We start from the raw sequence: 12,709 nt of genomic DNA, 5'->3' as shown, positions 1-12,709 counted from the left end.
CCCATGCCCGAAGTAGCGCTCCCCTCCCCGTCCCCGGTCGCCCGATCCCGTCGCCCGCCGAGTTCCCGTCAGGCCCGCCAGGGCACGGCCCTGGCCTTCCTGGGCGTCCTGGCCTTCTCCGGCTCCTTCCCGGGCACCGTCTACGCCCTGGAGGGCTTCGACCCGTGGCTGGTGGCCGTGGGCCGGGCCGCCGTCGCGGGTGTCCTGGCCGCGGCCTGCCTCAGAGCCACCGGCCGTCCCCTCCTCCCCCCGAGACACACCTGGCCCGCCTACGCCCTGATCTCCCTGGGCGTGGTCTTCGGCTTCCCCGTCTTCAGCTCCCTCGCCCTGGATCTGGGCACCAGCACGTCCCACGCCGCGGTGGTCATCGCCCTCCTCCCCGCGGCCACGGCCGTCTGCGCCGTCCTGCGGGCCGGCGAACGCCCCGGCCCGCTCTTCTGGACAGCCAGTACGGCAGGCGCCCTGGTCGTCACCGCCTTCACCCTCGCCCAGGGCCACGGCACCCCAACCTGGTCCGACCTCCTCCTCATCGGCGCCCTCGTCTCGGCGGCCGTCGGCTACACGGAGGGCGGCCGCCTGTCCAGGCAGACTCCCGGCTGGCAGGTGATCTCCCACACCCTGGTCCTGTCCCTCCCTCTGACGTTCCCCGTCACGGCGGTCCTGGCCCTGACCACCCCCGTGACCCCGGCCCCGCACGCCATCGCGGGCTTCGCCTACGTGTCGGCGATCTCCATGTTCATCGGCTTCATCCCCTGGTATGCGGGCCTGGCCAAGGGCGGGATCGCCAGAGCGGGCCAGACCCAGCTCACGCAGCCCCTCCTGACGCTCCTCTGGGCCTGGTTTCTGCTGGGGGAGCGATTCGGCCCGACCACCATGGTCGCCGCGCTGGCCGTACTGACCTGCGTCATCATCACGCAGCGTGCCCGCACTTGAAAGACGTGACGCATCGCCGCAGGATATGAGGGGAGGTGTCACAATATGGCAGACCTCACGATCCCAGAGGGCGGGTTCTGGCCGCCGCCGGAGATCCCGCAGCCCAACATCTATCCGATGGAATGGCGAGTGGAGACCGAGAAGCTCGCCGCCATCTACGAGAAGTCCAAGCGCATGGTCTGGAACCCGGCCGATCTTCCCTGGGACGGCCTCAGGGCGGAGGACTTCACCAGGGAGCAGCGGCTGGGCATCATGTACTGGTTCGCGGTCCTGGCCAACTTCGACGCCTCGGGGCCGGCGGTGTTCGCCCGGGCCACCATCCAGGCGTTCGAGAAGCACGAGGAGGACCCGGTCAGGAAGTGCTTCTTCTCGATCACCCGCGACGAGATGAACCACGAGGAATGCTGCCAGCGCACCATCGCCAAGCTCTGGCCGGGCGGCCCGCTCGACTGGAGTCCCACCGACGACCTGGAACGCGCCGCGCACAACAACATCGGCTGGCTCTACCACAACGGCGGCCGCTACTGGAACGGCTACAGCTCGGCCGTGGGCAAATACTCGCTGCCGGTGCTGTTCACCAGCTTCATGATGGGGGAGATGGCGGCCTCGACCCTCTTCAGGGGCATGTCGTCGGGCACGCAGCATCCGGTCTTCGGCGAGATGTTCAAGCGCATCGGCCGGGACGAGTCCCGCCATCTTCAGATCTGCATGACCATTCTCGAGAACGAATGGCCCGGGCTGACGGACGGCGTACGTTCCCTCATCACGCGCCAGCTCCGGGCCGGCTTCGTCTTCCTCAGCATGATCCTCTGGGAGCCGCCGGAGGGCTTCTGGGAGCTGCCGCCGTACTTCCTGCCCAACCACCGCGTCCTCATGGACGAGGCCAGGCAGGCGGGGCTGGGTGTGCTGTCGTACGAGGAGCAGGCGGAGAACTGGCGCGTGGCCATGGCCAAGATCCGTGCGATCGTCGAACGCTGGGGCATCGCCTTCCCGGCCATTCCGGAGCTGGATCTGGAAGGCGTGCCGGTGGACTTCATCGATCCGGAGGAGATCATCCCGGTCTTCTAATCTGGCGGCATGTGGCCTCGTAGAGACGGACTCAGGACCATGGAGCTGGGGACCCCGGGCGAGATGCGTACGTGGCTCACCGACCTGACCCTGTCCGGCCGCAAGCAGGCGACGGCCGGGCTACTCGCCCTCGACTACGAGGCCGAGGGCGAAGAGGTGGAGCGGGTCGGCGAGCACCTGATCCTCGTGGGCGACTCGGGTGAGAGCGTGGCGGAGCTCGAGATAACGAGGGTGGAGCTGATGCCGTTCGCCGAGGTCTCCTGGGAGTTCGCCGAGGCGGAGGGCGAGGGGTTCCGGTCGACGGCCGATTGGCGGGAGGCCCATCGCCGCTTCTGGTCGGACGTGGGTCACACGGTGGCGGGCGACTCGATCGTGGTCTGCCTGTGGTATCGGGTCGTCGCTCAGCCGGGCCAGCGATCCTCGGGCGTGACGTAGCTGCCGCGATGGGGGACGCTGCAGACCCATCCCTGCTCCCTGAGCAGCGCCACGGCCCGGCGGACGGTCTCGCGGGCGGCGCCGAACTGCCGCACCAGCGCGGCCTCGTTCGGGATCGGATGGGAGGCGGGCAGCTCGCCGGCCTTGATGCGTCGCCTGACGTCCTCGGCGATGTGCCGGTAGAGCGGGGTCTGCGGCCCTGACGGCCGCCCGAACTCGTCGGGGGAGCTCACGAACGTGCCCTCGCCCTGACGGGTGTGCACCAGCCCCTGGTTGCGCAGCACCCGGATCGCCCGGCGTGCGGTGGTGCGGGCCACCTGGAACTCTCGCTGGATCCCCGCCTCGCTGATCACCACATCCCCGGGGGAGAGCTCGGCCATGATGCGCGACCTGATGACGTCGCTGATCTGCAGATAGAGGTAAGTGTCACCCTCGCGATTCAGCACGCATCAAGGGTATACAACGGCACCGTCAAGGCGGGAGATTATGATCCCCGATTTATGGGCCATTTCTCGGGAGTCGCCACGTATGTGCCCCGATAAGGGACCGTGAAGACCCATCCCTGCTCCCGCAGGTACGCGACCGCCTGCCGTACCGTCACCTTCGCGACGCCGTATTGCCGCATCATGACTTTCTCGCCGGGAATGGCCCGATTCGGCGAGATCTCGCCGCGCTGAATGCTGTCCGCGACGTCGTCCGCGATCTTCTGATAAATCGGCGTCTTTCTCGGGGAGCGTGGCGTTCCCGGCCGGCCGACGAACGTGCCCTCGCCCTGGACCGTGTACACGAGCCCCTGCTCCCGGAGTTCGCGCGCGACCCGGCGGGCGGTCGTCCGGGCGATTTCGTAGTCCTTTTCCAGGGTGGCCTCGCTGGGTACGGGATCACCTGCTTTGAGCTCGCCGCGTTCGATCTGATCGCGGACCAGTTCGGCGACCTGCTTGTAAATAGGTACGGGTCCTTCGCGATCTAGCACGCTCGGATTATAGACGAAACCGTACATGCCTGCTCAAAGTAGACGTTCACTTGAGTCTCTACATACGTCTTGTAGACCAGTGAAGACGGATGGGTGTATGGTGAAGCCATGCAATGGGAGGAGGGCGACCAGCACGGTCGCCACGTACCAGTAGCCGGACTGGCATCTATCACCATCAGATGGATGCCAGAAGCCCCGCGAGGCCGGTTCCGCGTCCGGGACTACACCTGCGAGTGCCGATCAGTGGTCTACGAACTGTGCCAGGCCGGCGGCGTCACCTTCATTCGCAAGGTAACCCGCAAAAACGGGATAATAACGACGGAGGAATTCAGTAGCCGGCTCGGCTCGACGGTAAGAAAAGTCTGGCAGCTACTCCTCGACAGAGGAGACAAAAGCGACAAGTCCCAACCGGAGCCCGAGCCGGAAATGAACCCCAAGCCCGCCCCGGACCCCGAACCAGCGCTCAAACTGGAACCCGAACCCGAACCCGACCCGGCGCCCGATCTCGACGCCGAACCCGACCCTGAGCCCGATCTGGACCTTCGCCCCTGCAGCCCTGTTCTGGACATCCCACCGGCGAACACACCTGCGGTCCAGGGGAAGCCCGGCCTCATCCGCCATCTGGCAGGACCTTTGCGAGAAGCAGGACCTTCGCGGCCTTGCGTGACGAGCCCGTCCCGCGCGCCCTGCGTTGCGTGACGAGCCCGTCCCGCGCGCCCTCGAGCGACATGCGCGCCTTGAGCGGCCTGCGCGACCTGCGAGCCTTGTATGACTTGCGCGACCAGATGGCTTCCTCGACCTTCGCCACCTTTGCGAGGCGCAGGACCTGCGCAATCTTGTGTGACGAGGACGATCAGCGCGACCGGCACAACCCAGCGTGACGAGCATGACCCGGGCGACCAGGACGACCAGCACGACCCCGGCGACCAGGACGACCAGCGTGACCAGCACGACCTTCGTACCTTCGCGAACGGGAGGACGCGCCCGGCCTGCGCAATACGCATGGCCTTCGCGACCTACGGCCAAATTTCTGGCGGCCGACGCTCGCCACAACGAGACCGCGCCCGTTCGAAACCCCCCAGCCCCACCCGATGCTCACCGCCGCCTGGCGGCTCACGACAGACCTCCCGCGCGACGCTGCCACACGTGGCCATGCTCCTGCCCAGGAAATCCGGCCCCACAAGACGCCGGGCCACCACCTGTCCCGTACCGCCCCCGACCGCGCCACGGCGATGGCGACGCAGCCCCCGGGCCATTGCGCTGCAAATCCAGCCAGGGCGTCCTGCCACCCAACCCCGACCCAGCAATTCGCAACCCCCAACATTCCGTTGGCAAACCGCCGCGTTCCCCATACGGCCAGTAGGCCGTGCACTCCCTCACCCGTTTCACAGAACCACGCCCACCCCAGCCGATCCGGGGGCCGACTCCTCATGAGACTGCTGACGCCCTTGGATCTCAACTCACTCCCTATGCCTCCCGGCTCATTCCTGCCGCCATTGAGCCGGGCTCTCACGGGTCTCGACAGCACTCACTCACACGAGCCCGTGTACCGCGACAGGCATTGGTGGGCCACGCCTGTCGCCCCCCGGTAGGTGCCAACTCCAGGCACAGCACCTGCCGGGGGCCTTCCACCGCCCTCGCAAGCCTGAAGCCGCGCACTAGGTTGGCGACGAGCCTCAGTTGCGCCACGGCTTGCGAGGGCCGACGACCAAACTGACCTGTGTGCGGGGCTCGGCCTGTGTACGGGCCCGACCCGCGTATCGGCCCGACCCGCGTAAGGCCCGGCGGCATACACCGGCCCGCAACCCGGGCAGATGCACAGACCCAGCGCCGAGAACTCCAGCCGCCGCGCCACCCGCACCGGCCGTCACAGCGCACGACGAGATCGTTGACCCACCAATTGGCAGGCCACCACCCTCGCCGGCACAGTCCAGGTCGCGCACCGGTGGGAGTTGTCGCGGCGTCACGCCTTAGCCAACAGGGCTGAGCGAGAGTGAGGGGCTAAACCGTAATGCGGGCCGCCACTTTGCCCCACCACACGAGCCGAACTGCGCCCCCTGCCATGACCGACTCCCAACCGCGTGGGCAGTTTCAATCGACAAATCGTGCTGAGCGTAAAAGCACATTGTGGCCCTATTGTCGGATGCCCAACTGCTTGTCGTAAGGTTGTAGGCATAAGGAGTAAGGCTCCGCGCTTGAAAGGTAACTTATGCCTTACCAGGCCTCGAAGAGCGCACATCGACATCGCCTTCGGTCGCACGGACATGCGACGGAAACGGCGACACGGGGATGGCGAAAAATGGTGACGGCCATCGCATCGCCCTTCGAAGACGCAGTTCAGATCGAAGGGCTCCAAGGCGATGGCCGCAGGCAACATTGTGGCGTCTAGCTGGTCTGACGGTAAAGCATATTTCAACCAGTGGCCCCGACTTTGTTGTGCTCCTCGGGCGAGGCGGCGCCCATGGCCGGCTGAGGAAGAAGCTGCTCAAGCGGCGCTCACGGCCCATGCTAGGGGGCGTCATAGTTCCCTGAAGCCCGTGACTCGGGCAAGCACGCCAACCCTACTCGACGTACGCAACTCGGGGCGAATTCGGGGAATCGACCGATCTCGGAAACGAGCCTTACGGGTCCCACGGGCGGAGCCCTTACCCGAATCCGGATAGAGAATCCAAGATGGACGCCAGCGCCCCGAACCTGGGCGTGAAATGTTGGCCGGATTCAACCCGGAACCAAGGCATGGGACCCTGATCGGGAGCCCCCCTCGATCCTGGGTGAGGCATCCCAGACGGAGCCCCCACCCAGATTCGGTGTGAGCGAGGAGCTCCGCCTGAGATCGTTGCGAACCCGCCGACGTGATCCCATACCTTCCAGGATGGCATGGGATCCCGCCATGGCGAGAAAGGGCCGACTGACGTCCGAGTCGGCCCTGACCCGCGCCCCATTAGATTCTCATGGCGGTCTCTTGGAAAACTGTGGTTCGGCGCTATGCATAGGAAGATTCCCTTTCATGTCCGGTGCGTTTATAGTCCACGGTGGATTTGGTTTACGTGGGGATCCGGCGCCAGGCCCCATCTGTGATGATCAGATGGTCCAGGAGTCGCAGCCCGACCGTCTCGGCGGCCTCGACGAGCTGCGCCGTGGCCTCCAGGTCGTCCGGACTCGGCTCGAGGGAACCGCCCGGATGGTTGTGGGCAACCCCGAACACCACCCCACCCGCGGTGAGCACTTCCCTGATCACCTCCCGGATCGGCACCGCCGTGTGGTCGGTCCCCCCTTCCGTCAGCACGGAACGCTTGAGCACCCGGCCACGCGTGTCGCACGTCACCAGGACCAGCCGTTCGTGCCTGCGGCCGTGCAACAGCGGAGCGCAAGACTCGGCCAGGTCGGACGTGCTGGTGATCCGCTCACGTTCGGGCCGCGCAGCCGCTCGCCGTACGAGATGAAAGGCCGCGGCCACCCGTGCGGCCTTCGCCGGACCGACACCGGGCACGGCCAGTAACCGATGCGGATCGGAATGGCTGAGCGCATTGAGATCCCCGCAATGCTCGATCACTCGGGCTGCCAGGTCCATGGCACTCGACCCGCGGAATCCCGAGCCGAGCAGCACGGCCAGCAACTCCCAATCGGCCAGCGCGGCGGCTCCGCTGGCCATGAGCCGTTCACGTGGCCTGTCTCTGTTGGGCAGGTCTTTGACTCGCATCGGCACCCTCCGCAACCGTTGTATCAACGCGCACCGACAATCCCTGACCTGCACGTTCAGCACGAGCAGGCGGCTTCCACACGTCAACACATGCACGAAATATCGAACAATCCGACCGTTCCAATGGCCGCCCTCAACACATCAACGCCCCAGCCCGCACAGCCACCTCGTACGGCGCCAACCCCGTCACCTCGAAAAGGGCAAGCCAAAGTCCCCGCGTACGGGCGGAGCATCACCCCACCTTGATGCGCCCCAGCCGGCACCCCTCGATGCTCGCGATCAGTACGTGGAACAACGGTTTCGTCCGCAGGCGTCGTGGTACGGGTTTCGCCTGGTCACAGGCGTGGCGTCGTGACGCGGGACGACCTTCTGGGTTCGGGAATCGATGATCGCGACCAGGTGAAGGGTACGGAAATCGGTTATGGCGATGACAGACACCCAGGGCTTGCGGGATGGGGTCACATCGGACGGGGGCCCTCATCGGGGACGTGGAATCCTCGCCGGGAGCGGAGCAGCCGATCGGGGTGCCGGTGCTGGAGTTTCCCGGGGTGGCCATCGTCTCGGGCCGAGCGCCACAGCAGGCGGTCTCGACGTGCTATCGCCTCATCTCCCGCGTTGCGTCGCTCCGCCGACAGGACGTGGGAATCCGATCCGTCACATTGAAAATCCCGGGCGAGGCGAGACACCCGCCCGGGGTCCTGGGTTCTAAACCGGCATGCTGTAAGTGATCCGAAAGCGATCGCCCGGGATGACGATGTCGCTCGTCTCCACGGGACGATCGCCAGCCCAGTGCGTACGTTCGATGTGCAGCACGTGAACGCCGGCCGCCAGATCGAGTGCGTCGCTCTCCGCCGGACGAGGTATGCGAGTGTGCACGCTCTCCACGACTTCGGTGATCTTTATGCCATGCGCGTACAACCTTGCCACCAGGCTTCGTCGTTCCTCCTCCGAATGGGCGGCGAACTCCCGTGGCTCGTAGGACGTGGCCAACTGCAGTGGCCTGCCGTCGCCACGGAAGACGTAGTGGGTTTTGGTGAGCGCGGTCGACTCGCCGACGCGTAGCCGTCTGGCGAGGTCGGGGCCGGCCTCGGTGGGTTCGCTGTGCCAGTCCCAGGTCACGCGTCTGCCCTGGGACTGCAGGTCGGCCGCGAACGGGGCCGGATGGTCGAGAAATCGCCATCGGTGGAGCGATGTGAGGTCGGGGCGCTCCCTGACGTAATGGCCCGAGCCCACGCGGCCGATGATGAGGCCTTCGCCCGCGAGCACGCGTAGCGCGTGCCGGGCGGCGGTCTCGCCGACCTGGTACTTGCGGGTCAGCTGCGCCCGCGAAGGAATGGGCGCGCCGGGGGGAAGGGAGCCGTCGGTGATCTGCCGTCGAATGTCTTCGACGACACGCAGGTAGACCGGATCTGAGGTGGCCACTAGTCCATCCCTGGGGGTTCGTGTGAGGCGTTGCCCTATGTTGCCGTATTCGACAGGTAACCGACCGTCATCGAGGAGTGCTGGAGCCCCAACTTTGCGATGGCGGAAAATTATCGGAGAAACCCTGTAACGCCGATGTAAGGGGTACCGATTCTCCGGTAGAGGTCGTCGCTGTGTGTACCCCCGAGCACATATCGGCGGCCTCTTCCAATGCCCGCACCCTCGATCGGCCGTACGTCCTGAGCCCTCCTTGCGCTGGTCGCCGACTCTTTCTGCTGGTGGCGACGGGATGCCCACGCTTCCGATCACACCTGTGACCACGCCCCCAGCGGGGCGATCCCTGATCCCGCCGCCGCGCATCGTACGTCGCTGTCCCACCGGTACAACAGACCTCCAAGGCTGTCCCTGGCGGCACGCGATGGCCCTGGCCGGCGAGTGTCCCGGCCCTTGGTCCGGACGGCTGGTAGAGCGGGTGGCCTTACACGGTGAAAGTCCCCCCGTCGGTGCGGACACTCTCCGGAACTCGGAGCGGATGCGTCGGTCGCGACACTTGAACGCAGGGTCGTCCTCCGGAGTCTGGTCACCGAGCCCCCTGGGCAAGCCGTCCTGTGGCACCTGAGCGTTGACTCCCCTTCCCATGGCGGACCGCCGACTTCCTTCGGTGCCCAACCAAGACCAGCCAAAACTGCGGTCACTACCCTGAAAGCCGCTCCGGCCACCAGGGTGGGACTGTTCGGCTGATGGTGGGAATGTGCCGAATGAGAGGTTGCCGACGGCCCAGGAACGTGCGAGAACGGGCGATCCCATGTCGATCCACCAATGGTCGCCAGACACCCCACCGGAGCCTGGATCGGGCTGGCCTGTCCGGCCCGTGCTACGGCGCTCTGCATTGGTTCAGCCCGTTCGGCTTCATCTCATTCCGCAGGCGGCGTCCCGCTGGCTGGTGTATCAACGCGATCTCGTCGTGTGCTGTCCAGCTGGGCAAACGGGGCTCAGCGCGTGAGCAACCACGCCGCTATGCGGGGACGTCACCCATCCGCTTCGGGCTTGGTGTGCGGTGCCAGCGTGAAGTCCGTCCTGCGTGATCTGCTTCGCGCGGCCCTTTGTGGTGGCGCCGGAGGTTTGTCCTCCTCTGCTGGACGCGATGGGAGGCGGGCGATCCCTGGCGCAAGGTGAGCCTGTGACGGTCCGGCCGGAGAATTCGGTCGGACCGGGTATGGAGCTTTGGGAGCCTGGGTCGATCTGTGGAGCGCTGTGACGGCGCGGGGTTGATGGAGTGTTGGCCGGGTCTGTACCGGGCATCTGGCGGAGGAGGATCAGAGAGGGGATCGCGAGGGGGGCTGGATGGTGAGATGCCGGCGAAAGGGGGCAAAAAGCGGCTCCAGGCAGGCAAAGCGGGGTGGCGACGTCCAACGGATTTCTGAATCCAGGTAGCGTTCGCACTATGGCATCGCCAACTGGAACCACCGACGCACCCTTCGGCCGTATGCTGACCGCGATGGTCACGCCGTTCAAGTCCGACGGCGAGGTCGATTATGTGGCTGTACGACGTCTCGCCGCCTATCTGGTGGATGAGCAGCGCAATGACGGCTTGATCGTCAATGGGACGACCGGTGAGTCGCCTACCACCTCCGACGAGGAAAAGCAGCGAATCGTCAGCGCCGTTCTCGAGGCGGTCGGTGATCGCGCGACCGTGGTGGCGGGGGCGGGCACCAACGACACTCGCCACAGCGTCGAGCTCGCGAAGCAGGCGGCGCGTGCCGGCGCCCACGGGCTGCTGGTGGTGACGCCTTACTACAACAAGCCCCCGCAAGAGGGCCTTTATCAGCATTTCACCGCCGTAGCGGATGCGACCGACCTTCCCGTAATGTTGTACGACATCCCGGGGCGCAGTGGCGTGCCGATCATGACGGAGACCCTGATTCGTCTCGCGCAGCACGAGCGCATCGTGGCTGTGAAGGATGCCAAGGGCGATCTGTTCGCGGGCAGCCAGGTGATGACGGCCACGGACCTCGTCTTCTACTCTGGCGACGACCTGCTCAACCTGGCCTGGCTCTCCGTGGGTGCGGCCGGGTTCGTGAGTGTCGTCGGGCACGTGGTCGGCGCGGACTTGGCACAGATGATCCAGCGGCACAGGAGTGGCGACGTCACGGAGGCGCGCGATCTCCACACTCGGGTGGCCCCCGTGGTGGACGGCATCATGATGCGCGCGGGTGGCGCGATCATGACCAAGGCGGCGCTGAGCCTGGTGGGCGTGCCGGTGGGTCCGGTGCGGCTGCCGCTGGTGGACGCCACAGAGAAGCAAATCGCCGAGCTGCGTACTTGTCTGGTAGCCGGCGGGGTGAAGTTGGCAGACGCATAGGAATGGGGAGGAACCGGGAGTTTTGAGAACAAGATCTGACCGTGGGGGCCAGGCATGAGTCATCCGCATCCTGAGCTTGGCCCTCCTCCGGCGCTGCCCGACGGCGGCCTGCGCATCGTAGCGCTCGGCGGGTTGGGGGAGATCGGCAGGAACATGGCCGTCTTCGAATATGACGGCCGTTTGCTGATCGTCGATTGCGGGGTGCTGTTCCCCGAGCCGGACCAGCCGGGCGTCGACCTGATCCTGCCCGACTTCGAATACATCAGGGACCGGCTCGACGACATCGAAGCCGTGGTGCTGACGCACGCCCACGAAGACCATATCGGGGCGGTGCCATATCTGCTGCGCGAGCGGCGCGATATTCCCCTCATCGGGTCCAAGCTCACCCTGGCCTTGATCGAGGCCAAGCTCACCGAGCACAGGATCCAGCCGACCAAACTCGAGGTCGTCGAGGGGGAACGGCACGTATTTGGACCTTTCGACTGCGAGTTTCTCGCGGTCAACCATTCGATCCCTGACGCGCTGGCCGTGGCCATCCGGACTCCGGCCGGCATCGTCCTCCATACCGGCGACTTCCGTATGGACCAGTTGCCGAGCGACGGCCGGCTCACCGACCTCGGCGGCTTCGCCAGGCTCGGCAGCGAGGGCGTCGACCTGCTGATGTCCGACTCGACGAACGCCGAAGTGCCGGGGTTCGTCACCAGCGAACGGGAGATCGCGCCGGTCATCGACGACGTGATCCGCACCTCCGAGCAGCGGGTCATCGTGGCCAGCTTCGCCTCGCACGTGCACCGCATCCAGCAGGTCATGGACGCCGCCGCCAAGCACGGTCGTAAGGTGGCGCTGGTCGGACGCTCGATGGTGCGCAACATGGGCGTGGCCCGTGACCTGGGATATCTCAAGGTGCCGCCGGAGCTCATCGTCGACTCCCGCGACATCGAGGAGTGGCCGCCCGAGGACGTCGTGCTGATCTGCACCGGCTCCCAGGGCGAGCCGATGGCGGCGCTGTCCAGGATGGCCAACCGTGACCATCCGATCCGCATCGCCGAGGGCGACACCGTGCTGCTGGCCTCGTCGCTGGTGCCGGGGAACGAGTCCGCGGTCAACAAGGTGATCAACGGACTGACCAGGTGGGGCGCCCGGGTCGTGCACAAGGGCAACGCCAAGGTGCACGTCTCCGGCCACGCGGCCGCCGGCGAGCTCCTCTACGTGCTCAACCTCACCCGCCCCTCGAACTTCATGCCCGTGCATGGTGAGTGGCGGCACCTGCGTGCGCATGCCAAGCTGGCCACGCTCACGGGTGTCCCCGACGACCACATTGTGATCGCCGAGGACGGTGTCGTCGTGGACCTGGTCGACGGCCGGGCGAGGATCGTCGGTGCGGTGCACGCCGGATACGTGTACGTCGACGGCTCGTCGGTGGGGGAGATCACCGACACCTCGTTGAAGGACCGCAGGATCCTCGGCGACGAGGGATTCATCTCCGTGGTCGTCGTGGTCGACTCGAACACCGGCAAGCTGACCGCGGGCCCCGAGATCCACGCGCGTGGTTCCGGCATCGACCCCATGCAGTTTGAGGGGTTCATCCCGCAGATCGAACGGGCCCTTGCGGAGAAGGCCGCGGACGGCGTGGTCGACATGCAGGAGATCCGCAGGGTGGTGCGGCGTACGGTGGGGCGCTGGGTGAGTGACACCTATCGCCGCCGACCGATGATCATCCCAGTGGTGCTCGAGGTCTGAGCCTTCCGACGGTACGGCAGGCGTTGGGGTCTGCCGTACCGCTGGATGTCGATGTGTGTGGACGGCGTTGGCGTTC

The 12,709-nt window shown here is 66.2% G+C and carries 10 protein-coding genes; 6 read left to right on the top strand and 4 right to left on the bottom strand.

The genetic code is table 11. The annotated features are described in order from the left end of the window. Nucleotides 1–3: 3 nt before the first annotated feature. The 3 genes from ABGB18_RS26385 to ABGB18_RS26375 are packed head-to-tail and all read left to right on the top strand — an operon-like array spanning nt 4 to nt 2,436. Complete coding sequence (locus ABGB18_RS26385; protein ID WP_347698276.1) at nt 4–933, top strand: DMT family transporter; 930 nt, start codon at nt 4–6, stop codon at nt 931–933. Nucleotides 934–978: 45 nt separating this feature from the next. Then, entirely contained in the window at nt 979–2,001 is a 1,023-nt protein-coding gene (locus ABGB18_RS26380; RefSeq protein ID WP_347698275.1) for a hypothetical protein, read from the top strand. 9 nt (nt 2,002–2,010) lie between these two features. Next, the gene (locus ABGB18_RS26375) at nt 2,011–2,436 is read left to right on the top strand and encodes an ASCH domain-containing protein (RefSeq protein WP_347698274.1); all 426 of its coding nucleotides are present in this window, start codon (nt 2,011–2,013) and stop codon (nt 2,434–2,436) included. Here ABGB18_RS26375 and ABGB18_RS26370 read toward each other — a convergent pair. Together ABGB18_RS26370 and ABGB18_RS26365 are read right to left on the bottom strand one after the other, a co-directional pair. Beyond that, a complete protein-coding gene (locus tag ABGB18_RS26370) occupies nt 2,403–2,882 on the bottom strand; it encodes a GntR family transcriptional regulator (RefSeq protein WP_347698273.1) in 480 nt (159 codons plus the stop codon). The two genes, ABGB18_RS26375 and ABGB18_RS26370, sit on opposite strands and share 34 nt — an antisense overlap. 38 nt (nt 2,883–2,920) lie before the next feature. Beyond that, nucleotides 2,921–3,436: a GntR family transcriptional regulator gene (locus ABGB18_RS26365; protein WP_347698272.1), complete on the bottom strand. Its 516-nt coding sequence runs from the start codon at nt 3,434–3,436 to the stop codon at nt 2,921–2,923. 216 nt (nt 3,437–3,652) lie between these two features. Here ABGB18_RS26365 and ABGB18_RS26360 point away from each other — a divergent pair, with 216 nt between their 5' ends. Next, complete coding sequence (locus ABGB18_RS26360) at nt 3,653–4,108, top strand: hypothetical protein (RefSeq protein WP_347698271.1); 456 nt, start codon at nt 3,653–3,655, stop codon at nt 4,106–4,108. Nucleotides 4,109–6,452: 2,344 nt separating this feature from the next. Here the strand turns inward: ABGB18_RS26360 and radC are convergent. Continuing rightward, nucleotides 6,453–7,109: a DNA repair protein RadC gene (radC, locus tag ABGB18_RS26355; protein ID WP_347698270.1), complete on the bottom strand. Its 657-nt coding sequence runs from the start codon at nt 7,107–7,109 to the stop codon at nt 6,453–6,455. Between the two features lie 705 nt (nt 7,110–7,814). Then, nucleotides 7,815–8,531, bottom strand: a complete 717-nt coding sequence (locus ABGB18_RS26350; RefSeq protein WP_347698269.1) for a GntR family transcriptional regulator — start codon at nt 8,529–8,531, stop codon at nt 7,815–7,817. A gap of 1,444 nt (nt 8,532–9,975) precedes the next feature. On the opposite strand from ABGB18_RS26350, the gene dapA reads away from it, so the two are divergent. After that, on the top strand, nt 9,976–10,893 hold the full coding sequence (gene dapA, locus ABGB18_RS26345) for a 4-hydroxy-tetrahydrodipicolinate synthase (protein ID WP_347698268.1): 918 nt from the start codon (nt 9,976–9,978) through the stop codon (nt 10,891–10,893). 54 nt (nt 10,894–10,947) lie between these two features. Further along, nucleotides 10,948–12,633 (top strand): ribonuclease J, encoded by a 1,686-nt coding sequence (locus ABGB18_RS26340; protein ID WP_347698267.1) that lies wholly within the window; start codon nt 10,948–10,950, stop codon nt 12,631–12,633. The last annotated feature ends 76 nt before the right edge of the window (nt 12,634–12,709 follow it).

It is taken from the genome of Nonomuraea sp. B12E4, assembly GCF_039871825.1.
Lineage (GTDB): Bacteria > Actinomycetota > Actinomycetes > Streptosporangiales > Streptosporangiaceae > Nonomuraea.
The sequence above is the reverse complement of the archived record's forward strand: the minus strand, read 5'-3'. Positions and strand labels throughout refer to the sequence as shown.